The following is a 23,870-nucleotide window of genomic DNA, read 5'->3' as shown; positions in this document are numbered from 1 at the left end:
TTCGCCATGTTAAGCCCTAAAAGAACCAAATTTCGCAAACAACAGCGCGGGCGAATGAGCGGTGTTGCCACCCGCGGCAACACAGTTAGCTTTGGCGACTTCGCGCTCCAAGCCGTCGAACCCGCCTGGATCACTTCCCGCCAAATAGAAGCCGGACGGCGCGCCATGACCCGCTATATCCGTCGGGGTGGCAAAATCTGGATTCGCATTTTTCCCGACAAACCAGTCACCCAGCGCGCAGCAGAAACCCGGATGGGTTCTGGTAAAGGCTCACCAGAGTTTTGGGTTGCCGTGGTCAAACCGGGCCGGGTAATGTTTGAAATTGGCGGCGTAAGTGAAGAAACTGCCCGCGAAGCAATGCGTTTGGCATCTTTCAAATTACCAATTAAAACCAAGTTCATCACTCGCGAAGAAGACCAGTCATAGCGAAGAGCGAAGGTAGAATTAGGTCTGTATTAATCAGCATTTTAAACGGCTACAGCATTTTAAAATCTGGCTTTCATAACTTTTCTTTCCTTCGACCTTCAGCCAAGCGAGACAATTCTGTCTTCTGTCATACCGCTCGCTAACGATAAAGCACACAATTATGTCTTTGACCAAGATTAAAGAAGCTAGAGAATTAAGCGATGCTGCAGTAGCAGAGCAAATTTTAGCCGTCAAGCGCCAACTAATGGAATTGCGGCTCCAGCAAGCTACCGGCCGCATGGAAAAGCCTCACCTGTTCAAGCACGCCAAACACCGGCTAGCTCAATTGATGACAGTTGAACGCGAGCGCCAAATCCTTGCTGAGAAAGAAGCTGCAGCAAAATCAGCCCCAGCTAAAGAAACAGCAGATTCTGCTCCCAGCCCAGAAGTCAGCCCAGAGTGAGCAGCAGCCTAGCCTCGGCTCGCACAGTAGCTAAAAACAAGTCAATTGCACAACAAAAATAGGTAGCTATGGCAATTAAAGAACGAGTTGGCGTAGTAGTCAGCGACAAGATGGATAAAACCGTCGTGGTAGCAATCGAAAACCGCTCCTCCCACACCAAATACGGCAAAATCGTAGTCCGCACCAAGCGGTACAAAGCTCACGACGAAGAAAATCAGTGCAAATCCGGCGATCGCGTCCGCATCACTGAAACTCGCCCACTGAGCAAAACCAAACGTTGGACGGTTGCTGAGATTTTTGGGACAAAAAACGGCTAAGAGTTAATTGCGATCTCGCGCTCGCCCGATCGGTACTTGATTAATCAATTAGCCGTCAACAGTCAACAGTTAACAGTCAACAGTTAACAGTCAACAGTTAACAGTCAACAATCACCATGATTCAACCCCAGACATACCTCAATGTCGCCGACAATAGCGGAGCCCGCAAACTGATGTGCATCCGCGTATTGGGAGGCGGCAACCGTCGCTACGGCGGAGTCGGCGATGTCATCATTGCCGTCGTCAAAGACGCCATCCCCAATATGGCCGTCAAAAAATCAGATGTCGTTCGGGCTGTCATTGTCAGAACCCGCAAAGGTTTGCGCCGCGACAGTGGCATGAGCATTCGTTTTGACGATAACGCCGCCGTTATTATCAACGTAGACGGCAACCCCAAAGGCACTCGCGTCTTCGGCCCCGTCGCCCGCGAACTGCGCGACAAAAACTTTACTAAAATCGTTTCCTTAGCCCCGGAGGTACTTTAAAATGTACGGAAAAAAGGGTAAACCAACTAGCGAGCCGCAGCGCTACAGAATGCACGTCAAAGCAGGCGACACCGTGCAAATAATTACTGGCAAAGAGAAAGGAAAAGTCGGAGAAATCTTAAAGACATATCCTAAAGTCAGCAAAGTAATTGTTAAAGGTGTAAACATCAGAACAAAGCACGTCAAGCCCCAGCAAGAGGGAGAGTCCGGGAAAATACTCACGTTTGAGGCTCCCATTCACAGCTCCAATGTCATGCACTATTCCGAAAAAGAAAAAATAGCTAGCCGCGTTTGCTATACATTTAGCGAAGACGGTCGGAAACTGCGACAGCTCAAAAAAACTGGAGAAATCATCGATAATTAGTCATTAGTCTTTAGTCATTAGTCATTAGACAAATGCTTTCCTGACAACAGTCAACGGACAACAGTCAACGGACAACTGACAACAGTCAACTGACAACTAATAATTCCCTGACCAAGCCCAGGGACAGTTAACGAAACACAAAAACTATGCCGGACAAACTCAAAGTTCTTTATCAAGGAAAAATCGTTCCCACACTGATGGATCAGTTTAAATATACTAATATCCATCAGGTTCCTAAACTCGTCAAAGTCACAGTGAACCGCGGTTTGGGAGAAGCATCTCAAAACGCTAAGGCACTGGATTCGTCGATCAACGAAATTGGCATCATCACCGGTCAAAAACCAGTGGTGACGCGGGCGAAAAAAGCGATCGCAGGCTTCAAAATCCGCAAAGGAGTACCCGTCGGCGTTATGGTGACGCTGCGCGGCGATCGGATGTACGATTTTCTCGATCGGCTGATCAACCTCGCACTCCCCCGAATCCGCGACTTCCGCGGCATCAGCCCCAAAAGCTTCGACGGGCGCGGAAACTACAGCTTGGGTCTGAGAGAACAGCTAATTTTTCCAGAAATAGAATATGACCGCATCGATCAAATTCGAGGCATGGACATTTCAATTATCACCACAGCAAACACCGACGAAGAAGGACGCGCCTTGCTTAAAGAAATGGGAATGCCGTTCCGGGACAACTAAGCACTAGAGTAAGAAGCAAAAGATGGCAGCTAACGATACCATAGCAGATATGTTGACGCGCATTCGCAATTCTTGCATGGCGCGCCACCAAACAACGCAAATTCCAGCTACAAAAATGACCCGCAGCATCGCCCAAGTCCTCAAAAGTGAAGGCTTCATCGGCGAATTTGAAGAAGCAGAAGCAGAAGGGGTCAAGCGACATTTAGTGCTTTCTCTAAAGTACAAAGGTAAAACTCGCAAGCCCATTATCACGGCACTTAAGCGAGTCAGCAAACCAGGACTGCGCGTTTACTCGAACCGTAAAGAATTGCCCAGAGTATTAGGCGGAATTGGCATTGCCATTATTTCCACCTCCAGCGGCATTATGACGGATAGAGAAGCTCGACGCCAAGGTTTGGGCGGTGAAGTGCTTTGTTATGTTTGGTAGTCATTAGTCATTAGTCATTAGTCACTGGTCGTTGGCAACAGACTCAAAAATCAATCACTAAGGACTAATAACTAAGCACTAATAATCAAGGACTAATAACTAAAAACAAAGGACAAAAAACTATGTCGCGAATTGGCAAGCGTCCGATTAGCATCCCCACGAAAGTCACCGTCACCCTAGACGGTCAAAAAGTAGCCGTCAAAGGCCCTAAAGGTGAACTTTCCCGAGTTATCCCAGCCGAAATCCTCATGGGAATTGAAGGCGAGACTTTACTCGTTACCCGCCGAGACGAATCTCGCGTCGCCCGACAACTGCACGGCTTGTGCCGCACCCTAGTGGCCAACATGGTCGAAGGTGTATCCCAAGGTTTTCAGCGGCGTCTCGAAATTATCGGCACAGGTTATCGGGCACAGGTTCAAGGACGGAACCTGATTTTAAACGTCGGTTACAGCAAACCCGTTGAAATGCCCCCTCCAGAAGGCATCACAATGGCAGTTGAAGGCAACACCAACGTCATTGTCTCCGGCATTGACAAAGAACTCGTAGGCAATACAGCAGCCCGCATCCGCGCGGTGCGTCCGCCCGAAGTCTATAAAGGCAAAGGCATACGCTACAGCGGCGAAGTCGTCCGGCGCAAAGCTGGTAAAACAGGCAAAACAGGTAAGAAGTAACCATGAAGCTTACTCGCAAAGAATCAGTCCAGCGCAGACACCGCCGTGTTCGGCGCAAGGTGTTCGGCACCTCCGAACGTCCCAGACTAGCGGTATTTCGCTCAGATCAGCACATCTACGCTCAAGTAATCGACGACACCGCCCAGCACACTTTAGCCGCCGCGTCAACCCTCGATCCCGAATTGAAGTCAACTCTCAGTTCTGGCGGCAACTGCTCCGCGAGCGTGCAAGTCGGTCAGTTGATTGCCAAACGCTGTTCCAGCGCTGGCATAGTCAAAGTCGTATTCGATCGGGGGGGCAACCTCTATCACGGTCGTGTTAAAGCCCTCGCAGAAGCAGCTCGCGAAGCGGGGTTAGACTTCTAGAGGGGGTAATGGGTAGCGGGTAATGAGTAATTAAAAAGTAAAAAGTCAAAAGTTGAAAGTTAAAAGGCAAAATCCAGATTTCTTCTATTTTTACTTTTTACTCAAACAATTACCACTTGCCGATCGCCTTTCACCAATTACTAATTCCCACAGGACAAAACTATGGCAGAACAAAAAGAACAGCGCAACAAGAAAAAAAGCAGCAGCAACAACAAAGGGCGCGAAAAAGAATCCGAATGGCAAGAACGGGTTGTTCAGATTCGGCGCGTTACCAAAGTAGTCAAAGGTGGTAAAAAACTCAGCTTCCGCGCCATAGTCATTATTGGCAACGAACGCGGTCAAGTTGGAGTAGGAGTCGGCAAAGCTAGCGACGTAATCGGTGCCGTTAAAAAAGGCGTCGCTGACGGCAAAAAGCACCTAATTGAAGTCCCCCTCACCAAATCTAACTCCATCCCTCACCCCATCAACGGTGACGGTGGCGGAGCTAAAGTGATGATGCGGCCGGCCGCTCCAGGAACCGGGGTAATTGCAGGGGGAGCAGTGCGAACTGTTCTCGAACTAGCAGGAGTCCGCAACATCTTAGCCAAACAGCTAGGTTCTGGAAATCCCTTAAACAACGCCAGAGCCGCAGTCAATGCCCTCTCCACCCTCCGCACCTTGTCCGAAGTTGCTCAAGAGCGCGGAATTCCAGTAGAAAATCTCTACGGTTAGGGCACGCGAGAATGGGAAACTGTAAGTTTTGAGTGTTAAGTGCTTGCGGTGAAAATAAAAAAATCCGCAACTTAAAACTCACGCACTCAAAACTACTGCATACCCCTCTCTAAATACCAATTACCAATTACCAATTACTAAAACTATGAGATTGCAAGACGCCCGACCCAAAGCAGGCTCCCAAAAGCGCCCCCGACGCTTGGGCAGAGGTATTTCTGCCGGTCAAGGCGCGAGCTCCGGCAAAGGGATGCGCGGTCAAAAATCTAGAGCCGGTAGCGGCACTAGACCCGGTTTTGAAGGAGGTCAAAATCCTCTCTACCGCCGTCTCCCCAAGTTGAAAAGCTTCCCTCTAGTGAACCGGAAAGAGTACACTACCATTAATGTGAGTAAATTAGCATCGCTGCCAGCAAACACCGAAGTTACTCTCACCTCTCTGATCCAAGCAAAAATTGTCACCACAGACGACGGGCCGCTGAAAATCTTAGGAGATGGCGAACTGAATGTACCTTTGCAAGTGCGCGCCTCGGCTTTTACCGCAGGTGCTCGCACCAAAATTGAAGCTGCAGGCGGAAGTTGCGAATTAGTTGCGTGAAGATTTGAGGTTTGAGAGTCTGTCCAAATCTCAAATCCTCAAGCTTGCTATCAGAAAATGATTTAGTCGAAAATCCCAAATCTAAAATCCAAAATCGTAACTATGGACGTTAGTAGAGAGAAAGCGCCAACTGCACAAGAGACGTTCATGCAGATGGCTCAAGCTGCTGGTTTGCGAGGCCGCATCCTCGTAACCGTTGGCTTACTGATTTTAGTACGCCTGGGTGTCCACTTGCCAGTCCCCGGCATCGATCGAGTCGCCTTTGCCCAAAACGTCCAAAATAGCCCTTTAATTGGCTTTCTGGACTTGTTTTCCGGAGGCGGCTTGTCAGCGTTGGGGATTTTCGCGTTGGGGATTTTGCCCTACATTAATGCTTCAATTATTGTGCAACTTCTAACTGCGGCTCTGCCAAGCTTAGAAGACTTGCAGAAAAATGAAGGAGAAGCAGGGCGACGCAAAATTTCTCAAATTACTCGCTACGTTTCATTGGGCTGGGCAATTCTGCAAAGTATTGGCATTGCGATTTGGGTCAGCCCTTTTGCTCAATCTCCAGCGCCTTTATTCATAGCACAAACTGCTTTGGCTCTGACAGCCGGCTCAATGTTTGTGATGTGGATATCGGAAGTGGTGACGGAACGAGGTATCGGGAACGGAGCGTCGCTCCTGATTTTTATCAATATTGTGTCGGTATTGCCGCGCTCTTTGGGACAAACTTTTGAATTGGCTCAAAGTGGGGACACGCAAGTTGTCGGCCGCGTAGTCGTTCTGCTGCTGGTCTTTTTGGTAACGATTGTTGGGATTGTTTTTGTTCAGGAAGGTACTCGCCGCATTCCGATTATTTCGGCACGTCGCCAAGTCGGCCGCAAAGTTTATCGGGAGAGCCGGAGTTATCTGCCCCTGCGCTTGAATCAAGGCGGAGTGATGCCGATTATTTTTGCATCTTCGGTGTTGATTGTGCCTTCTTTCCTCGCTCAGTCTCTCAATAACCCGTTTTTGGTTCAAGTTGCTAATGTTTTGAGTCCGAACGGCCCTGCCCCTTGGGCTTACGCGCTGTTTTATCTAACTTTGATTCTGTTCTTCAGCTATTTCTACGCTTCGTTGATTGTAAACCCCGTAGATATGTCTCAGAACTTGAAGAAAATGGGCGCTAGCATTCCTGGAATTCGTCCGGGTCAGAAAACGAGTGATTATGTGGAGAAGGTTTTGAACCGTTTGACTTTCTTGGGAGCGATTTTTCTCGGTCTGGTGGCTATTGTACCAACTGCTGTAGAAAGCGCGATCGGTGTGCAAACTTTTAGAGGTTTTGGCGCAACTTCCCTACTGATTCTAGTAGGTGTGGCGATCGAAACTGCTAAGCAAATTCAAACTTACGTCATCTCGCAGCGATATGAAGGAATGGTGAAGTAATCGTAATGCAATTTATTTTCATGGGGCCTCCAGGGGCGGGAAAGGGAACTCAGGCTCAGATATTAGCCGCTCTTTGGAAAATACCCCACATTTCTACGGGCGAAATCCTACGCGCCTGCGTGGTGGCTAAAACTGCCTTGGGCATAAAGGCGCAAGCTTACATGGACAGGGGTGAGTTGGTTCCCGACCAATTGCTGATGGATATCGTACAGGAACGCTTGAATGAACCGGACGCGAATGCGGGCTGGATTCTCGACGGCTTTCCCCGCACTGTTTCCCAGGCAACGTTTTTAGACAAACTGCTGCAGGAGCTTAGCGGTGCCGAGGAGAGTACATCAAACCCGAAATTTGGTCTCAAAGCTGTTAATCTCGACGTGCCTGACGACATTTTGGTGTCTCGCCTGCTGTCGCGGGGCCGGCAGGATGACAATGAGGAGACGATCCGCCGCCGGTTGCAAGTTTATCGCGAGCAAACTGAGCCTTTGATTGATTTTTACAGCGGCCGTCAACAATTAGTTGCGGTTGATGGCGATCGAGCAATGGAATTAGTCACCGCAGAACTCCAACAATCTCTCTGTGGCGACTCTTGAACCCTCTCAATACAGCTTGTTACTCACCAGCTTTTGCTAAGATATGTTAACTAGGAGCTTTTTGTGCTATCAGGTTTTGTGAGGGTTGCTAGAAACAGGATTGAACTCGATACTAATTGCCAGAACTTTACTCAAGGAAAGCCAAAGTGAGCGGTTAATTGAGTCTTTAAGTGGATCGAGTCGCCCTAATTATTGCCCCCCGTTCCCGTTTGACTCCTACCAGTAAATAGGTTTTGAGACCAACGCCGGGACACTCCTAGTTAATCAAATGTAGAGTTGAGGTAAATACCAAATTGTCTAAGCAAGATTTAATTGAAATGGAAGGGACAGTGACGGAATCCCTGCCCAATGCGATGTTTCGCGTTGACCTAGATAACGGGTTTAACGTGCTGGCTCACATTTCCGGCAAGATCCGCCGCAACTACATCAAAATTCTGCCTGGCGATCGCGTCAAAGTAGAATTGACTCCCTATGACTTGACCAAAGGCAGGATTACTTATCGCCTTCGGAAAAAATAGGCTTAGATAAAACTTTCTAAAAACTAATTCTAAGTTTAATTTAGAGAGAATTTGGTAAAAAGCTTCAAATTTATGCTATAATGCTACGTTTGTAGTGTTGCCGAGAAGGGCGTCAACAACCTACCGATGTACCGGGTTAAGTCATTGTTACACCGTAAAAGTATCGCTCGCCAACACTCTGGCACAGGCGAACTTTACCCAGCAATGGGAGTGGGTGCAAGCGGGCTCCTTCATGAAACAACCCGCACTTTATACAATTTAATCGAGGAGAGGTCTACACCTTGCCCAGCCTCTCCTCCCACCGCTCTACGGGCAGTCCCAGCGTGCCTGCTCTCCGGTAGAGCGGGGTTCTCCAGGCAGGAAGAAAGATGAAAGTTCGAGCATCTGTCAAAAAAATTTGTGAGAAATGTCGCGTCATCCGCCGTCGCGGTCGAGTGATGGTGATATGCACTAACCCGAAACACAAACAACGCCAAGGTTAGAAAAAACGAAGATTGGGCACTGCACGCAGGTGCATCCTAATTGAACATTGTAGCCAAACAGGAAAACTAGGGAGACAAAAAGTGTGGCACGGATTGCCGGGGTAGACCTTCCACGCGATAAGCGCGTCGAAATAGGTCTGACATACATTTACGGAATAGGCTTGTCGCGGGCCCAAAAAATTATCGCTGCAACAGGCGTAAATCCTGACACTCGCGTCAAGGATTTAACAGAGGCCGACGTGACAGCTCTGCGGGCTCATGTAGAAACCACATACCAAATCGAAGGAGACCTCCGGCGCTGGGAGTCAATGAACATCAAGCGCCTGATGGACATCGGAACTTATCGCGGTAGGCGTCACCGTTTGGGTCTGCCGGTGCGGGGACAACGAACCCGTACCAACGCCAGAACCCGTCGTGGCGTCCGCCGAACAGTTGCGGGCAAGAAAAAGGCACCTTCCAAGAAGTAACATCTTTTTGGGAAAAATACGCTGGGGGCTGCTGGCTCCTAGCGCTTCGGGACATTAGTTGAGAGAAACGTTAAAGAGACTAATATGGCGCGACAACAAACAGGCAAGAAATCTGGTGCAAAAAAGCAGAAACGGAATGTACCCAATGGGGTAGGCTACATCCAGTCTACCTTTAACAACACGATAGTAACTATTACCGACCTCAACGGCGAAGTCATATCCTGGGCATCGGCAGGTTCTAGCGGTTTTAAAGGAGCTAAAAAGGGAACTCCCTTTGCAGCTCAAACAGCAGCAGAAAGTGCGGCCCGCAGAGCCAACGACCAAGGAATGCGCCAAATAGAAGTAATGGTCAGCGGGCCGGGAGCAGGTAGAGAAACTGCAATCCGGGCGCTGCAAGGGGCGGGACTGGAAATCACCCTGATTAGAGATGTTACCCCAATTCCTCACAACGGCTGTCGCCCTCCCAAGCGGCGTAGAGTCTAAAACGATTTGAGATTTTAGATTTTAGATTTTGGATAATGGCTAACTGCTTAAAGTCAAAAACTAATGGTTCTAACTGTTGCCCCGTCCATCCAAAATCCGAAATCCGTTCAGGGGTATGCTCTGCAATCTAAAATCCAAAATCAAAAATCCAAAGTGGAAAAGGGAGGTCACTCCGTGGCGCAGTTTCAAATTGAATGTATAGAGTCTAACACTGACAAAGACCGCAGTCAGTACGGAAAATTTGTCCTGGAACCGCTCGATCGCGGTCAAGGAACAACTGTTGGGAATGCGCTTCGGCGAGTTTTGCTGTCAAATTTGGAAGGAACAGCAGTAACTTCAGTCCGAATCGCGGGCGTCAATCACGAGTTTGCCACGATCGAAGGGGTACGTGAGGATGTTCTAGAAATTCTCCTGAACATGAAAGAGGTGGTTCTCAAAACTCATTCTCAGCAGCCGCAAATCGGAAGGTTGCGGATTGAGGGGCCTGTCACAGTTACAGCCGATCGATTCGATTTGCCCTCAGAGGTGGAATTGATCGATCGCTCCCAGTACATTGCAACTCTCTCGCCCGGCTCAGTTCTGGAAATGGAATTCAGAATTGAAAAAGGCATCGGATACCGAGCAGTAGACCGCAGTCGCGATGATGGATCGGCTTTGGATTTTCTCCAAATTGACGCCATCTTTATGCCGATTCGCAGAGTCAACTACAGCGTTGAAGATGCTAGGGTAGGCGGCACGGTCGAGAAAGACCGGCTGATTATGGAAATCTGGACTGATGGCAGTGTGACGCCTCAAGAAGCTTTGAGTCAATCTGCCCACATCCTGGTAGATTTATTTGCACCTCTCAAAGACATCACCCAAGATTCTCTAAAACCAGAGTATCCCGGTGAAGCCGATCCTACTAGCCAAATTCCGATCGAAGAATTGCAGTTGTCCGTCCGGGCTTACAACTGTCTCAAGCGGGCTCAGATCAACTCAGTCGCAGACTTATTGGATTATACCCAAGAAGACTTGCTCGAGATCAAGAACTTCGGGCAGAAGTCTGCAGAAGAAGTGATTGAAGCTTTACAAAAACGCTTGGGCATTACCTTGCCACAGGAAAAATCAGCTAAAAGTTAATCAACGGGTAACGGGTCAAAAAGTTTTGAATTTTAAGTAGGTGAGTTTTTAAGTTAAAGAATTCACCGCTCAAAACTCGCGGACTATCCCGGCACCCAATTACCAATTACCAATTACCAACTGCTATGCGTCACCGCTGTCGCGTTCCCCAACTCAGCAAACCGGCTGACCAGCGCCGCGCCCTACTGCGCTCGCTGACCACCGAATTAATCCGCCACGGTAAAATCACTACCACTCTAGCCCGCGCCAAAGCGCTGCGCTCAGAGGCGGACAGGATGATTACCCTGGCGAAAGATGGCTCCTTGGCCGCTCGCCGCCAAGCTATGGGCTATATCTACGATAAACAGTTAGTACACGCCTTGTTTGAGGCGGCACAAGAACGGTACGGATCGCGCAACGGCGGCTACACCCGCGTCGTGCGAACAGTCCCCCGTCAGGGAGACAATTCCGAAATGGCGATCGTTGAACTGGTTTAATTCAATTTTGGGTTGGAGATTTTTGATTTATGACTGACAATCCAAAATCCCCAATCGAAAATCCCCAATCGATACAGCGCGTTGCTCTAGTAATCCAATACCTCGGCACTAACTTTCACGGTTGGCAGCGACAGCCGAACCAACGTACAGTACAAGAAGAAATTGAAACAGCAATATCGACTGTTCTGGAACGCCCGGTAACGCTGCACGCTGCTGGGAGAACCGATGCGGGAGTTCACGCTGCTGCTCAAGTAGCCCATTTTGACGCCCACGGCCCAATTCCGGCTCACCGTTGGGCAAGCGTTCTCAACTCTCGACTGGCAAAAGATATTTTAATTCGAGCTTCGGCAAAGGTGGAACCTACCTGGCACGCTCGGTTCTCAGCCAGTTGGCGGCGCTATCGCTACACCCTTTATACAGACCCGACACCTAATTTGTTTGTGCGTCCTTTTGCTTGGCACTGCTATCACGCTCCTGTGGATGAATCTTTGATTCAGACAGCATTGACACCGCTCATCGGGCGGCATCACCTGGCTGCTTTCCACCGCGCTGGTTCTGCCCGCCCCCATTCCTGGGTGGACGTACAAGCGGCAGAGTGTCAGCGTTCTGGGCCTCTTATCTATATAGAGGTTCAGGCAAGCGGGTTTCTGTACGGGATGATGCGGCTGCTGGTGGGGTTGCTGGTGCAGGTGGGTCGAGGGGAAAGGCAGATCGACAATTTCACAGATATCTGGGTCAACGAACGCCGAGAAATGGTAAAATATGCCGCCCCCGCTCAAGGTTTGTGCCTGCTGCGGGTTGGCTATTCAGAATTTCCCTTTCCCCCAGAGGTCTGGTACGACACTCAGCCAAAATTAGTCATTAGTCATTAGTCATTAGTCATTAGTCATTAGTCATTAGTCATTAGTCATTAGTCATTAGGTAACTACTAATAAAAAACTAAGGACAACTAACAATTAAAAACTGACAACTGACAACTGACAACTGACAACTAACAACAGTTAACAGTTAATAGACAACTCACCATAAACAATGAACAAAACTTACGTCCCTACTCAAGACTCCCTAGAGCACAAGTGGTACGTGGTCGATGCCGCCGACCAGCGGCTGGGCCGTCTGGCAACTGAAGTTGCCATGTACCTCCGGGGGAAACACAAACCGACTTACACTCCTTCTATGGATACCGGCGACTTCGTAATTGTCATCAATGCTGACAAAATCGCTGTTACTGGCAAAAAACGCACCCAGAAAATCTACCGCCGCCATTCTGGAAGACCGGGCGGCATGAAAACAGAAACTTTTGCCAAATTGCAAGCACGTTTGCCCGAAAGAATTGTCGAAGAAGCTATACGAGGAATGCTGCCTCACACTTCTCTGGGCAGACAACTGTTTACTAAACTGAAGGTGTACGCTGGCCCCAACCACCCGCACCAAGCTCAAAAACCAGAAGAATTAATTGTTCACACGATTCCGGGAGGAAATGAGTAATGCAAGCAACAGATACCGGCCGCGCTGTGTACTGGGGTACCGGTCGCCGCAAATGTTCAGTAGCGCGGGTGCGCTTGGTTCCCGGCACTGGCATACTGACTGTCAATGGTAAAGAGGGGGATTTGTACCTGCAATTCAATCCTACTTATTTGGCTCTGGCTAAAGCCCCTCTGGAAACTTTGGGTCTGGAAAATGAGTACGACATTTTGGTAAAAGTCGAAGGCGGTGGCTTGACAGGTCAAGCTGACTCGATTCGCCTAGGTGTCGCTAGAGCACTTTGTCAATTAGACCCGGACAACCGCAAGCCTCTGAAGACTGAGGGCTATTTGACTCGCGACCCGCGGGCCAAAGAACGGAAAAAGTACGGTTTGCGGAAAGCTCGCAAAGCTCCTCAATACTCGAAGCGGTAATCGAGGGAAGTTCGGCAACGGATTTTTTAACGGATGTAACGGATGTAATGGAAGTTCGGCAACGGATTTTTTAACGGATGTAACGGATGTTCGGATTGACGGATTGACGGAAGAAGGAAGAAGGAAGAAGGAAGAAGGAAGGAAGAAAAGGCAAGAATCATTCAGATTTTATCTGCCTTTTTTCAAGTTTATTTCCGATTCCTGATTCCTGGTTCCAAAAGGTATAAGACAAAATTGGTGCTGTTGTTGGTTTAGAAGTCCTGCGGCAGCTAAAATGGTTGTAAAGTCAAAAATTAGAGAGTAAAAAACAATGGCAAAAGATGGCATTCACCCTGAGTGGTATCCCGAATCTCAGGTTTATTGCAACGGGGAACTCGTGATGACTGTGGGTTCCACTAGACCAAAGCTTCAAGTTGATGTCTGGTCGGGAAATCATCCTTTTTATACTGGCACTCAGAAGATTATTGATACTGAAGGTCGTGTGGAGCGCTTTATGCGGAAATACGGCATGACCGAGGTAGAAATGCCGAAGGCAGATGCTTCCTCTGGACCGCTGAAAATGGAAGATCCGAAAGCAGATGCTGCTAAGGCTGCTGGTAAAGGCAAAAAGAAGAAGTAGCCGGATTGTCATTTGTCCGCAGTTTGTTGAGAGTAGTTCTTTCTACTGGCAACTTACCGCCCTCGGATTTTAGATTTTAGATTGAAGACTTGCTACGGCTGGCAGTTGACTTCGATCGAGTAGAGTTCGATCCTAACTGCTCTTGAGTTCTAAAATCTAAAATCTAAAATCTAAAATCGATCCGCCCTCGCATTGGAGAGTTGAGATTGAAGACTTGCTACGGCTGGCAGTTGAGTTCGATCGAGATTCTATACCAACTGTGCTTCAAATCTAAAATCTAAAATCTAAAATCTAAAATCGATTGACAAAGGACAACTGACAATGGCTGAATCTTATTTGCTGGATAAATTGAAGTCGGTAGAGCAAACTTTTAATGAGCTGACTCGCCGCATGGCTGACCCGGATGTGGCTAGGGACAATCAAGAGTTTCAACGGGTAGCGAAAGCTCGATCGTCCTTGGAGGAAGTGGTCGATACTTTTGCTCTGTGGAAAACCACTCAGGAAGATTTGGTGGGCGCGCGACAGGTTCTCAAGGAAGCCGCGGGCGATCGAGATATGCAAGAAATGGCTGCGCTGGAAGTTCAGGAACTTGAGGCGAAGCTGGAGAATTTGGAAAGTCGTTTGAAGGTTTTGCTGCTCCCCCGCGACCCGAACGATGATAAGAATATTATGCTGGAAATTCGGGCGGGTACTGGCGGAGATGAGGCTAGTATTTGGGCGGGAGATTTGCTGCGGCTGTATTCGCGCTACGCTCAAACTCAAGGGTGGCAGGTGAAGTTGGTGAGCGAGTCGCTGGCTGAAATGGGCGGCTTTAAAGAGGTGATTCTGGAAGTTACGGGCGACAGCGTTTACAGCAAGCTGAAGTTTGAGGCTGGAGTACACCGGGTGCAGCGAGTGCCTGTGACTGAGGCTGGCGGCCGGGTGCATACTTCGACGGCGACGGTGGCTGTGATGCCGGAGGTGGATGATGTGGAGATTCACATCGATCCGAAGGATATTGAGATGAGCACGGCTCGATCGGGCGGCGCTGGCGGTCAAAATGTGAACAAGGTGGAAACTGCTGCGGATTTGTTTCACAAGCCGACGGGAATTCGGATTTTCTGTACTGAGGAGCGCAGTCAGTTGCAGAATAAGGAGCGGGCGATGCAGATTTTGCGGGCTAAGCTCTATGAGATGAAGTTGCGGGAGCAGCAGGATGAGGTGAAGTCGCGGCGTTTGGCTCAGGTTGGTACTGGTTCGCGATCGGAGAAGATTCGCACTTACAACTATAAGGACAATCGGGCTACCGACCACCGTTTGGGGGAAAATTTCTCGCTCAATAGTGTTTTGGAAGGGGATATTGAGGGGATTATTCAAACTTGCATTTCCCAGGATCAGCAGGAACGTTTGGCTGAGTTGGCTGCTTCTACTAATTGATGGAGTGATGGGGGGCTAGGCGCATTGTTTGCTCAGCCTCAGTTCCCTTGTTACGCGGGAGATATGGTTGAGTAGGGCTTCCCAAATTGCATCGGCGCTTTGGACGGGATATTTGAAATGTTCGAGGTCGTATTGTACAATGACTTCTAGGGGTGCTAGGATTTGCTGGTTTCGACAACTGGCAATTGCTGCGATCGCCTCTTGTTGCCATCTGGCAAATAGTCTGTAGCTGAAAAAGGAACTGCATTTTTGTCCTTTCTTGTTCAGATAAACGACTATTACTTGATGTTGTTTGGGGTAGACTTTGACTATGCGGTTGACGGGGATTTTCAGGGCTTCGGCTGCTTCCGTTTTGGAGATTTGCCAGCGCTGGGGTTTTAGCCAACCCGAGGCTGTAAGGCTTTGACGTGTGTGGCTGGGCTTGTGAGTTTTTTGAGTGCGTCTCTTGGTCATTGGTATTTCTCCTAAATCTGTTTTCATTAAAATTAAAACTTTCAATCTAATTAAAATAATATCTGCTAAATCTTCTCCTGTCAAGCAAGACAGGTAAATTTGTTGGTACACAAGTAAACTAGGAATTGTGGTTATCTCGTGGCTGATATCGTGGACGCAGAAGCTAAGAAAAAACTGAGTGAGGTTGTTAAATTAGCGCGGGGCTCGATGAGTCTGACTGCTTTTGGCAAGCTGTTGGGAGTATCTGCTGCTTCTGTCTTGTATTGGGAAAAGGGGCAGGTACTTCCAGATACGAAAAATTTGACTCAGATTGCGACAAGAGCAGGCTTTACGATGGAAGAGCTCATGGCTCATCTTGAAGGCAAGCCGGTGCAGGAACCCGTAGATACTAACGATCTGCTTAAAAAAATTCAATGTATACCAATTAGTGAGTTGGCAGTGATTGGTAGAGCTGTGATGGATAGACTCGCGGCGGCGGCTGAGTCGTCTGGGAAATATAGTTGATGTATCAGTTGGCAAGTAGACTGCTATGTACGATCGCATAGCTTTTAAGTCGTGAACATCCAAAATAGACAAAAACTTAGTGAAATCATCAAAACTGCTCGCGGAACAATGAGTCAGCGAGCCTTTGGCAAGCTTTTGGGCGTTTCTGCTACTGCTGTTCAGCTTTGGGAAAGGGGCGATACGGTTCCAGAGACGGAAAACTTGGGTAAGCTCGCAGCGAGAGCAGGCTATACTCTGGAAGAGTTTCTCAGCTTTTTGGATGGCAATCCAGTCTCGCAACCACCAGAAATTAACGATATTCTCAAAAAAATTCAGTTTTTGCCTCTGAGTCAGGTGGCGCTAATTGCTAAAGCTGTAGCGGATAGATTTGCTGCCTCGGCTGAGGCTGCTGGGGAATGAGTTAGGATCGATCGCGATCGCCCGTTTTGCAGAAGTAGATCCCGATCGCCCTTAAAAATTTCCACAACTCGTGCTTATCACAAATCGAGTAATTTGTCAAGGCAAAATCTACTTTGTTACGGAGTGCGATCGCCCTTATGCACTTACGCACTCCAAGCAAAGAAACCGGGTTTTTTATCAAGTTTGCGGGATACAACGCGTGTTATCGTAAAAAACCCGGTTTCTGGGCCCCTATGCGATCGCCCTTATGAAAAAACCACTCGCCCTATTCCTGAATCAAGATGTCTAAAAACTCTTGGACAACGCGATCGGGTTCTTCTGTGCATCTGTTAGCGTCGCAGTAGTGGATGATGCTGATACCGTGAGATGCAAACAGTCGATCGCGCGTTTCATCTTTTTCTGTGTCGGGATGCCATATTTCCAGAATTCCCCATTTGCCTTGGTGGAATATGAGGAAATCTGGTTCTTGGTTTTGTCTACCTGCGGATGTTGTGAGGCGGGCTTTGGAGTTGGGGAAGAATAGGGTGTTTGTGCGATCGAGGGCTTCGGCAATTTTTACTTGTTCTTGGCTGTGAAAGCGCAAATCATTCCAGTGATAAATGCGTTCTCTTCTGCTCGACAAAATTCCCTGGTTATGTGCGTCTTCAACCTTGATAATTTCCTCGGATACTGTATTATAATCAGATATAATTGCACCGTGTAAATCAGTTGACGAATCTGATTCACTTAAGTTTGCGAATGATACTCTGGAGCCGCTTAAGTTAGCACCGCTGAGATTAACTCCAATAACTTGAGTTCGATGTAAAGTCACTTGATGTCGCCGCAAGTATCGTTTTATAACTGCTTTAATATTACTTTTTTTTACTTTTTCGTCAAAAGCGTCTGAGAGTAGCTTCCAGAGTTTATAGCCAGCCGCTTTAATATATTCATCATCATATTTAGAAAATTTAGCAATTTCCTCATAAGACTGTCTGCCTTCCCAGGACTGTTTGAAGATTAGCTCTTGCACGTCGTTTAACTGTTCGTCGTCATCTAGGACTGTTTCGACAATGGCGAGAGCTTCATCCACAGTCATAGGTTAAATCCTCTTAAAGGTAGTGTCCGAGTGGAGGTTGTGCTGGCATGGTTTATGACACTTTGACCGTGCGCGCACATTGCTGTAGATAGATTTTATCACAATCTCCAAGATGTTGCTACTATTTCTCACTTTTTGTCACTTTTTCTCACTGACAAAGATGAAGTTGACTCATTAGAATACTTAAATGTCAGCAAATGGCTGGCGTTCATAATTTACAAATTACCGTAGCATAGGAGTTAACAAAAGTGAGTTTACCATACAACCTTGCCGAGACAATTCGGAATATTATGGCTACTTTGGCTTTGGCTCAAGGAATTTTATCCCCCTCACAGGTTTCTGATATTCCCAACTCGACAATAATAGCTCAATTTGAAGAGCAAATCGGAATAGCAGACCAGGCAGAAAGAGAGAGAGTAGAAAGGGAACTAAAAAAAGTAAAATCAAGTCAATCGACTATGCTAGAGATAGCTAAAGAAACAGGCTATGGTAGCGGTAATTATGGCGGATAAAGCAATTTTGATTAATTTTTACCAGTAGACACAACCATCAGGGGATTGAGTGGCAATTCCCCTGATTACCTAATCAAGGAAAGTATCAATGTGGATTTTAATTTTAATTGTGCTGGCTGTAGTTGTCTACTTCGTGGTGTCACAAGCATCAAGCAGTAATCCAGCTAGTAAGGCATCAAGTAGGACTCAAGCTAGTAAAGCATCAAGCCAGAATTACACTAATCAAGTAGATTATTCAAATCTTGAAGTAATATCACTTGACAGCAGCGTGTCTATTCACTATAACTACACACACCTTCGTGACCTACTAGCAGAGGGCAAATGGAAAGAAGCTAATAAAGAAACAGGACGGCTGATGCTCGCCGTAGGATATCTAACAGCAGAGAAAAAAGTCCGGGATGGAGAATGGACGCACGCTGATCCGAGGACGGACTGTTTAGATTTCCTACATTTGATGTACTTCCCTTGCGCTGACCTTGGTACTATAGATAGACTGTGGCTTAAATATAGCAATGGTCGCTTTGGATTTAGTATACAAAAGCGAATTATGTCAGAACTAGGAGAGGATATCATATCCTTTATAGGTAACTTCAACGACTCCTATCAGGAACGTCAGAAAAAACGTGAATTAAGAGGGAGCTTCGAGAGACGGATAGGATGGTACACTCCTGACAGTGAGGACAGTGCTGGTAGAATGACTCTTAATTTAAAAACCTATAACGATCTTACTTTTTCAATGCAGGCTCCACATGGACATCTTCCCACGGCGAATTATTGGCAGGAAGGAGCTAGGGGCAGTCGCGATGTTGGGCCATTTGAAACTCAACCGCTGTTAGATTGTTACGACTTATTACATCTCTTGGATAGGCTTTCAAGTTGCGGTATTGCTCTGTAGTCAAAATCCTTGTCACATAAACTTGTTTACACGCTTGTAGAGAAGATGAGATTGAGTGACGATCGCCCTTTCACTCCTAAAAGCGATCGCATTTCCTCACCCTCACTTTTCTAAAACCTTCTCCGATCGCCTACTTTGAAAGTTTTTGAAGTACGTGAAGCGAAGCTATCCCCTAGGGAATCGCCCTCCCACTCAAATCGCTTCCAGTCCATCATACTTTCAAAGATTCTCGCTGCTGCTCCCTAGTAGGCACTCCATAAGCAGTATAAGGTCTAAGATCAGGCGGTTGAAGCCCCAAAACAATTGATTTAGCCGGAACTCCCGCTGAAACTAACTCCTCAGCAATCAGGCGATCCGTATTATTTGCTTGAATCCACACCTGACCGTCAATAATATCAATATGAATCACGCAATGGTGAATGCGCTGCTCATTAAACCAACCTATATTTATTAACATATAACGGTCATTTTCCAATACTTCGGACAGTTTTTAAGCAGCGAGAGTACCATAGGATAGGACTGACGGAAGGTTAGGGTGATTTAAAATTAAATTCCGGTCTAAATCTAACTTATCAATAAAGGTGTAAAGTATATGCCTATTGAATTCACGGCGTTTATAAGAGGTCATGGAAAACACGAATGGCTTGGGAGATGAATGACGATTATAAGCTTCATATTTGGCTAAATTTAGAGCAATTAGACTGGCGTTAAAATGAAAATCAAGGCATTGACCACTACGAGATTGACAATTGGATAAGCCCGTAAATTGTTTGGCATCACGAAAAATAAACTCAATCTGAAAACGAGCCTGATAATACTCAAGTATTTGCTCACCTGTCAGCTCGATATCAGTGCTGAATAATAAAATATTTTTGATTTTACCATTGGGTTGGAGTTCTGAAAGACAAGCTAAACGTATTTTGCATTTTAAAGAAACACTCCATACTACTAATGAGTAAAGCTTAACTCCCGGTTTAACTTCTTTGATGAAGGTTAAGTTTTTTAACTTATTACATTCTACTTTTCCATCGTATTTACGAGGTGCACATATTTTATTTTTTTCACCTGTATAGAGGTACTTTAAGTTGGCATCTGAGCGTAATTTACTAATCAAATTTAAATTTGAATTTCGTACAGCATCCCAGAACTTAGCGCGGCAATAATAACCATCAGCTACCAAATAGCGTACAGATTCTGGCAATAAAGAACGGGTTTTTTTTAAATGTTGAGCATAGTCTTCAACTCTTGTTATCTCAGGCGTTGAGCATAGTCGTGCTTTTTTTTTAGTTGGTTTTTTTGATTTTCTTTTCCTTTGAGCAGTGAGGGGATTTTTGGGTAGTTCTGTGGGAGGACGCCAGGGTGTTTGTTGTACACTCACACTATAAGACAAATGAGTTTCGACTTCGACCACAGAAATTACAGAAATTTCTAATCCCTCTTCCGGTCTGCCAGCTACACCATTATAAAAGCTAGCTTTCCCTTCAGTTTTTTTGCCACTCTTGTCAATAAATGAACAATCGATTACAGCAATAATAGTTTGCTCAGAATCCAAGGCTTTATTGATAAAGTATTGATTAAATTCTGCGAAATCAAAGTTTTTCAAAAAATGCCGACGATAAGTTTTTTCACTCAACGAACTGTAACGGCTCAGATTGGTAAAGTTTACCTTGCCATAAACAAGCAATATGGTGGAAAACAAGGTCACCATAAACTTTTTTTGGGATTGACTAATCCCTGACATTTGTTGTAAAATTGATTCTAGAATATTCATCAGGCATTTTTTTAAGTTCGTCTATTTTTTGAGCTTAATCTAAAAAGTGCCTTTTTTTGGGAGTTTCGGTTAAAATTCCAGGGATTTTTTGTCTCTGTTCGGGGAGCGTCCCTGTTCCAAAACTGTCCGAAGTATTGATTTTCCAAATCAAAAATTATTTCATTTTAGATCCCACTGTCAAAAACGGGAAGCTCAGCGTATTCAGTAAGGAGCTGCTTAACAAGTTTGCGATAATTATTTAAGCTATCCATTGTACTATTTCCTCTATTTTTGGGTTGAAAACAACCAAATTTAGGCGGTTATGATCTAGTAATATCTGACCAAAACTTTCTCCTTCAAAAAGCTCTGTAAAAGCATTTAGTGGAATCGCAAGATACAGTTGTCTTTCTGATTCCGTCCGTTTTAAGATGTCATAGTAAAGAGTATATTGGCCCAAAGCTTGCTCTAAATCTGCAATTCTAGACTCTCTGATCAAACTTTTAACTTCAACCGCTATCTTGCGATCGTTGTTCTCAGCAGCTAATAGCTGTTCGGCACCAAGATCGATAGGTTTCTATTCGCCCAAGCCAAGGGATACGGATCGCGGGTAATTGTCCAGCCAGCCTTAATCAGAGCCTGTTTGACAACTTGAGGATAAATGTCTCTTGCTGGCACGATCGCTCTCTTTTGCTATCGAGGTTGACACTGACTATTATAATTTGCAGAAGTCTCAACCATTATTCGAGAAATTCAATCTGAAACAACACGATCGCCCGTTAGCGAAGCCCTCGAAGAGGATCGCCCCACCCAAATAGTCCTGAACCCACATCGAGGCCAGAAACCGGGTTTCTTCCTATATCTCTAGCCCAGAATCTGCGATTTTTCAGAGAAACCCCGTTTCTTCGCGTAACTCCTACCAAATCAAAATCTGGCAATACGCTAAATATAATTAAAATTTGTTAAGATTAACTCGACCTCAGCGCCGGCATCCCATCCGCCGCTAAACCTGCCCTTCCCCAGTCCCCACAACAATGCTGCGACTCGAACACATCAGTAAAATTTACCCCACAGGCGTCGTACTCAAAGATGTCACCTGGGAAGTCAAACCGGGCGATCGCATCGGCTTAGTCGGCGTTAACGGTGCCGGCAAATCCACCCAACTCAAAATCATCGCCGGCGAAATCGAACCCACCGCCGGCGAAGTCATTCGCCCCGCCAGCCTCCACATCGCCTACCTCTCCCAAGAATTTGAAGTAGATCCGACTCGCACCGTCAGAGAAGAATTTTGGCGCGCCTTCAGCGAAGCCAACGAAGTCCACGAATCCCTGATGCAAGTCCATCGAGACTTGGAAGCCTCCACCCCAGAAAATCTCGACGAACTGATCCACAAAATGGATCGGCTGCAACGGCAATTTGAAGGCTTAAACGGCTACGGTTTAGAAGCCCAAATCGAGAAAATTCTGCCCGAAATCGGATTTGAACCCGAAGACGGCGATCGATTAGTCAGCGCCTTCAGCGGCGGCTGGCAAATGCGGATGAGTTTGGGCAAAATTCTACTGCAAAAACCCGACATCCTGCTGCTAGACGAACCTACCAACCACCTCGACTTAGAAACGATCGAATGGCTGGAAGTATACCTGAAAGGGCTGATCACCCCGATGGTAATCGTATCCCATGACCGGGAATTTCTCGATCGGCTCTGCACCCAAATCGTCGAAACAGAACGCGGCGTTTCCAGCACCTACCTCGGCAACTACTCCTCCTACCTGCTGCAAAAAGCAGAAGCCAGAGAAGCCCAACTCAGCGCTTACGAAAGCCAGCAAAAAGAACTCGAAAAACAGCAAGCATTCGTAGAAAAATTCCGCGCCAGCGCCACTCGGAGCACCCAAGCCAAAAGCCGCGAGAAACAGTTAGACAAAATCGAACGCATCGAAGCCCCCACCGGCGGATTAAAAACTTTGCATTTCCGCTTTCCCCCCGCACCCCGCAGCGGTCGCGAAGTGGCAATAATTGAAGATTTGGTGCACACCTACGGCGAAAAAATCCTATTTTTGGGAGCAGACTTATTAATTGAAAGAGGCGATCGCATAGCCTTTCTCGGCCCCAACGGCGCGGGCAAATCCACCCTGCTGCGACTGATTATGGGTTTAGAAAAGCCTTCGGAAGGTACAGTCAAATTGGGAGGCCACAACGTCATCCCCGGTTACTTTGAACAGAATCAGGCAGAAGCCTTAGATTTGAATAAAAGCGTGATCGAAACCATTCACGACGAAGTTCCCGACTGGAAAAATGAAGAAGTTCGGACTTTGTTGGGCCGTTTCTTATTTACCGGCGAAACTGTATTCAAACAGGTTGGCGCTTTAAGCGGCGGCGAAAAAGCCCGCCTAGCTTTGGCAAAAATGCTGTTGACTCCCGTGAATTTGCTGATTTTGGACGAACCGACAAATCACCTCGACATTCCGGCGAAAGAGATGATGGAAGAGGCGATTCAGAATTATGAAGGTACCGTAATTATCGTTTCGCACGATCGCTATTTCATCTCCCAAGTCGCTAACAAAATTGTCGAGATTCGGGATGGAGAATTTCGCCCTTATTTGGGAGACTACCACTACTATCTCGATAAAATAGCTGAAGAAAAAGAGCTAGCACAAATCGCTAAACTTGAAGCAGAAAAAGCAGCTAAAAAAGCAGAAAAAGAAGCCAAGAAAAAAGCTGCGGCTAAGCAAAAATAAACTTGCGTCCCTCGCAGATAAACCTTAAATCCGCGTTTATCTGCGTGCATCTACGGTGAAACAAGAATCAGATTCTTAACTAGGGCTTGCTGAACAGGGTAAGAGCATCTCAATCAGTCTTGACAAAAGGATTTGAGAAGAAGCATCATGTATTCATCATTCATTGCAGCGAGTTTCCTTTTCTGTCGCAAGCTACGCTTGAGAGTAGTTTCTTGATTGACAGCATTCAGGGACATCCGTCTGATAGCAGCCAAGTTCCGAGGGCTATTCAACGACCGAATGCGACATCGATCGGCTCTTCTGAACTTATGGTTATAAGTTTCTCTAATCAGAAAAGCAAGCTAATACGCGATTCCTAAAATTATTAAAATTAGAAAAACCATACCCTTGCCGCATTATCAACTTAATCCGATTGTTGATTCCTTCCATGACTCCACTTGTGGTGCGATGAAGAAAGTAGTTGCAAATGCCCTCAAAATGATTCTCAATTGTTGATGCAGATTCTCTCTGTCGGGGCGACAAGTCGCCTATAACGCTGATAGAATAAGCCTCATAGCTCTTATGCCTTGTTGATAATTAGGTA

33 protein-coding genes and 2 pseudogenes are annotated in these 23,870 nt (G+C 46.7%); 29 read left to right on the top strand and 6 right to left on the bottom strand.

Translation table 11 applies throughout. The annotated features are described in order from the left end of the window. Window positions 1-6 precede the first annotated feature (6 nt). The 24 genes from rplP to prfA all read left to right on the top strand — a co-directional run bounded on the left by rplP (window position 7) and on the right by prfA (window position 14,967). Entirely contained in the window at window positions 7-426 is a 420-nt protein-coding gene (gene rplP, locus QT979_RS15855; RefSeq protein ID WP_333057788.1) for a 50S ribosomal protein L16, read from the top strand. Between the two features lie 160 nt (window positions 427-586). Beyond that, window positions 587-868 carry a 50S ribosomal protein L29 gene (rpmC, locus tag QT979_RS15850; RefSeq protein WP_333057789.1) on the top strand — a complete coding sequence of 94 codons (282 nt, stop codon included), beginning with the start codon at window positions 587-589 and terminating at the stop codon, window positions 866-868. A 68-nt stretch (window positions 869-936) separates the two neighbouring features. Further along, window positions 937-1,185, top strand: coding sequence for a 30S ribosomal protein S17 (gene rpsQ / locus QT979_RS15845; protein ID WP_006634992.1), 249 nt, complete (start codon window positions 937-939; stop codon window positions 1,183-1,185). Window positions 1,186-1,301: 116 nt separating this feature from the next. Next, on the top strand, window positions 1,302-1,670 hold the full coding sequence (gene rplN / locus QT979_RS15840) for a 50S ribosomal protein L14 (RefSeq protein ID WP_006634991.1): 369 nt from the start codon (window positions 1,302-1,304) through the stop codon (window positions 1,668-1,670). Window position 1,671: 1 nt separating this feature from the next. Further along, window positions 1,672-2,034 (top strand): 50S ribosomal protein L24, encoded by a 363-nt coding sequence (gene rplX, locus QT979_RS15835; RefSeq protein WP_333057790.1) that lies wholly within the window; start codon window positions 1,672-1,674, stop codon window positions 2,032-2,034. A gap of 146 nt (window positions 2,035-2,180) precedes the next feature. After that, the gene (rplE, locus tag QT979_RS15830) at window positions 2,181-2,726 is read left to right on the top strand and encodes a 50S ribosomal protein L5 (RefSeq protein ID WP_006634989.1); all 546 of its coding nucleotides are present in this window, start codon (window positions 2,181-2,183) and stop codon (window positions 2,724-2,726) included. A 22-nt stretch (window positions 2,727-2,748) separates the two neighbouring features. After that, a complete protein-coding gene (gene rpsH, locus QT979_RS15825; RefSeq protein WP_190657976.1) occupies window positions 2,749-3,153 on the top strand; it encodes a 30S ribosomal protein S8 in 405 nt (134 codons plus the stop codon). Window positions 3,154-3,275: 122 nt separating this feature from the next. Further along, entirely contained in the window at window positions 3,276-3,824 is a 549-nt protein-coding gene (rplF, locus tag QT979_RS15820; RefSeq protein WP_333039622.1) for a 50S ribosomal protein L6, read from the top strand. Window positions 3,825-3,826: 2 nt separating this feature from the next. Beyond that, window positions 3,827-4,189 carry a 50S ribosomal protein L18 gene (gene rplR, locus QT979_RS15815; protein WP_333101803.1) on the top strand — a complete coding sequence of 121 codons (363 nt, stop codon included), beginning with the start codon at window positions 3,827-3,829 and terminating at the stop codon, window positions 4,187-4,189. 162 nt (window positions 4,190-4,351) lie between these two features. Next, the gene (gene rpsE, locus QT979_RS15810; RefSeq protein ID WP_190745441.1) at window positions 4,352-4,900 is read left to right on the top strand and encodes a 30S ribosomal protein S5; all 549 of its coding nucleotides are present in this window, start codon (window positions 4,352-4,354) and stop codon (window positions 4,898-4,900) included. A gap of 145 nt (window positions 4,901-5,045) precedes the next feature. Beyond that, window positions 5,046-5,492, top strand: coding sequence for a 50S ribosomal protein L15 (rplO, locus tag QT979_RS15805; RefSeq protein ID WP_006634984.1), 447 nt, complete (start codon window positions 5,046-5,048; stop codon window positions 5,490-5,492). 102 nt (window positions 5,493-5,594) lie between these two features. Further along, window positions 5,595-6,899, top strand: coding sequence for a preprotein translocase subunit SecY (secY, locus tag QT979_RS15800; RefSeq protein WP_333082087.1), 1,305 nt, complete (start codon window positions 5,595-5,597; stop codon window positions 6,897-6,899). A gap of 5 nt (window positions 6,900-6,904) precedes the next feature. Next, the gene (locus QT979_RS15795) at window positions 6,905-7,489 is read left to right on the top strand and encodes an adenylate kinase (RefSeq protein ID WP_333310945.1); all 585 of its coding nucleotides are present in this window, start codon (window positions 6,905-6,907) and stop codon (window positions 7,487-7,489) included. Between the two features lie 293 nt (window positions 7,490-7,782). After that, window positions 7,783-8,007 (top strand): translation initiation factor IF-1, encoded by a 225-nt coding sequence (infA, locus tag QT979_RS15790; RefSeq protein ID WP_006276978.1) that lies wholly within the window; start codon window positions 7,783-7,785, stop codon window positions 8,005-8,007. A 368-nt stretch (window positions 8,008-8,375) separates the two neighbouring features. Continuing rightward, window positions 8,376-8,489, top strand: a complete 114-nt coding sequence (rpmJ, locus tag QT979_RS15785; protein ID WP_015178722.1) for a 50S ribosomal protein L36 — start codon at window positions 8,376-8,378, stop codon at window positions 8,487-8,489. 83 nt (window positions 8,490-8,572) lie between these two features. Then, window positions 8,573-8,956 (top strand): 30S ribosomal protein S13, encoded by a 384-nt coding sequence (gene rpsM / locus QT979_RS15780; protein WP_006634981.1) that lies wholly within the window; start codon window positions 8,573-8,575, stop codon window positions 8,954-8,956. Between the two features lie 84 nt (window positions 8,957-9,040). Further along, the gene (gene rpsK, locus QT979_RS15775) at window positions 9,041-9,439 is read left to right on the top strand and encodes a 30S ribosomal protein S11 (RefSeq protein WP_006634980.1); all 399 of its coding nucleotides are present in this window, start codon (window positions 9,041-9,043) and stop codon (window positions 9,437-9,439) included. A gap of 174 nt (window positions 9,440-9,613) precedes the next feature. After that, window positions 9,614-10,558 carry a DNA-directed RNA polymerase subunit alpha gene (locus QT979_RS15770; protein WP_332958426.1) on the top strand — a complete coding sequence of 315 codons (945 nt, stop codon included), beginning with the start codon at window positions 9,614-9,616 and terminating at the stop codon, window positions 10,556-10,558. Between the two features lie 125 nt (window positions 10,559-10,683). After that, window positions 10,684-11,034 carry a 50S ribosomal protein L17 gene (rplQ, locus tag QT979_RS15765; protein WP_242719721.1) on the top strand — a complete coding sequence of 117 codons (351 nt, stop codon included), beginning with the start codon at window positions 10,684-10,686 and terminating at the stop codon, window positions 11,032-11,034. Window positions 11,035-11,063: 29 nt separating this feature from the next. Next, the gene (gene truA, locus QT979_RS15760) at window positions 11,064-11,906 is read left to right on the top strand and encodes a tRNA pseudouridine(38-40) synthase TruA (protein ID WP_333212626.1); all 843 of its coding nucleotides are present in this window, start codon (window positions 11,064-11,066) and stop codon (window positions 11,904-11,906) included. A 160-nt stretch (window positions 11,907-12,066) separates the two neighbouring features. Continuing rightward, window positions 12,067-12,522, top strand: a complete 456-nt coding sequence (gene rplM / locus QT979_RS15755) for a 50S ribosomal protein L13 (RefSeq protein ID WP_015178725.1) — start codon at window positions 12,067-12,069, stop codon at window positions 12,520-12,522. Beyond that, complete coding sequence (gene rpsI, locus QT979_RS15750; protein WP_106147490.1) at window positions 12,522-12,932, top strand: 30S ribosomal protein S9; 411 nt, start codon at window positions 12,522-12,524, stop codon at window positions 12,930-12,932. Before rplM ends, rpsI begins: the two co-directional genes overlap by 1 nt. 310 nt (window positions 12,933-13,242) lie before the next feature. Next, window positions 13,243-13,551: a 50S ribosomal protein L31 gene (rpmE, locus tag QT979_RS15745; protein WP_333059812.1), complete on the top strand. Its 309-nt coding sequence runs from the start codon at window positions 13,243-13,245 to the stop codon at window positions 13,549-13,551. Window positions 13,552-13,872: 321 nt separating this feature from the next. Next, window positions 13,873-14,967, top strand: a complete 1,095-nt coding sequence (prfA, locus tag QT979_RS15740; protein ID WP_333310943.1) for a peptide chain release factor 1 — start codon at window positions 13,873-13,875, stop codon at window positions 14,965-14,967. 15 nt (window positions 14,968-14,982) lie between these two features. Here the strand turns inward: prfA and QT979_RS15735 are convergent, their stop codons facing one another. Next, window positions 14,983-15,531, bottom strand: coding sequence for a hypothetical protein (locus tag QT979_RS15735; protein WP_333310941.1), 549 nt, complete (start codon window positions 15,529-15,531; stop codon window positions 14,983-14,985). Window positions 15,532-15,558: 27 nt separating this feature from the next. Between QT979_RS15735 and QT979_RS15730 the strand changes: the two genes are divergently transcribed. Continuing rightward, window positions 15,559-15,924: a helix-turn-helix domain-containing protein gene (locus tag QT979_RS15730; protein ID WP_333310939.1), complete on the top strand. Its 366-nt coding sequence runs from the start codon at window positions 15,559-15,561 to the stop codon at window positions 15,922-15,924. A gap of 108 nt (window positions 15,925-16,032) precedes the next feature. After that, window positions 16,033-16,323: a helix-turn-helix transcriptional regulator gene (locus QT979_RS15725; protein ID WP_333310937.1), complete on the top strand. Its 291-nt coding sequence runs from the start codon at window positions 16,033-16,035 to the stop codon at window positions 16,321-16,323. A gap of 265 nt (window positions 16,324-16,588) precedes the next feature. On the opposite strand, the gene QT979_RS15720 is transcribed toward QT979_RS15725, so the two are convergent. Then, on the bottom strand, window positions 16,589-17,398 hold the full coding sequence (locus tag QT979_RS15720; RefSeq protein WP_333310935.1) for a pentapeptide repeat-containing protein: 810 nt from the start codon (window positions 17,396-17,398) through the stop codon (window positions 16,589-16,591). Window positions 17,399-17,646: 248 nt separating this feature from the next. Between QT979_RS15720 and QT979_RS15715 the strand changes: the two genes are divergently transcribed. Both QT979_RS15715 and QT979_RS15710 read left to right on the top strand, forming a co-directional pair. Beyond that, the gene (locus QT979_RS15715) at window positions 17,647-17,910 is read left to right on the top strand and encodes a hypothetical protein (RefSeq protein WP_333310933.1); all 264 of its coding nucleotides are present in this window, start codon (window positions 17,647-17,649) and stop codon (window positions 17,908-17,910) included. 88 nt (window positions 17,911-17,998) lie between these two features. Continuing rightward, window positions 17,999-18,805 (top strand): GUN4 domain-containing protein, encoded by an 807-nt coding sequence (locus QT979_RS15710; RefSeq protein WP_333310931.1) that lies wholly within the window; start codon window positions 17,999-18,001, stop codon window positions 18,803-18,805. A 211-nt stretch (window positions 18,806-19,016) separates the two neighbouring features. On the opposite strand, the gene QT979_RS15705 is transcribed toward QT979_RS15710, so the two are convergent. The 3 genes and pseudogenes from QT979_RS15705 to QT979_RS15695 all read right to left on the bottom strand — a co-directional run bounded on the left by QT979_RS15705 (window position 19,017) and on the right by QT979_RS15695 (window position 21,230). Next, on the bottom strand, window positions 19,017-19,280 hold the full coding sequence (locus tag QT979_RS15705) for a XisI protein (RefSeq protein ID WP_333310929.1): 264 nt from the start codon (window positions 19,278-19,280) through the stop codon (window positions 19,017-19,019). 15 nt (window positions 19,281-19,295) lie between these two features. Further along, window positions 19,296-20,576 (bottom strand): transposase, encoded by a 1,281-nt coding sequence (locus QT979_RS15700; protein WP_333310927.1) that lies wholly within the window; start codon window positions 20,574-20,576, stop codon window positions 19,296-19,298. 238 nt (window positions 20,577-20,814) lie between these two features. Continuing rightward, window positions 20,815-21,230: pseudogene (locus QT979_RS15695) on the bottom strand (element excision factor XisH family protein). Window positions 21,231-21,586: 356 nt separating this feature from the next. Between QT979_RS15695 and QT979_RS15690 the strand changes: the two are divergent. Then, on the top strand, window positions 21,587-23,287 hold the full coding sequence (locus tag QT979_RS15690; protein ID WP_333310924.1) for an ABC-F family ATP-binding cassette domain-containing protein: 1,701 nt from the start codon (window positions 21,587-21,589) through the stop codon (window positions 23,285-23,287). A gap of 324 nt (window positions 23,288-23,611) precedes the next feature. Here the strand turns inward: QT979_RS15690 and QT979_RS15680 are convergent. Continuing rightward, window positions 23,612-23,794: pseudogene (locus QT979_RS15680) on the bottom strand (transposase); the annotation flags it as partial. Window positions 23,795-23,870 lie beyond the last annotated feature (76 nt).

It is taken from the genome of Microcoleus sp. w2-18bC1, from assembly GCF_036700365.1.
In the GTDB taxonomy this organism is placed as follows: Bacteria; Cyanobacteriota; Cyanobacteriia; order Cyanobacteriales; family Microcoleaceae; genus Microcoleus.
This window is presented reverse-complemented; position numbering and strand designations above follow the sequence as displayed.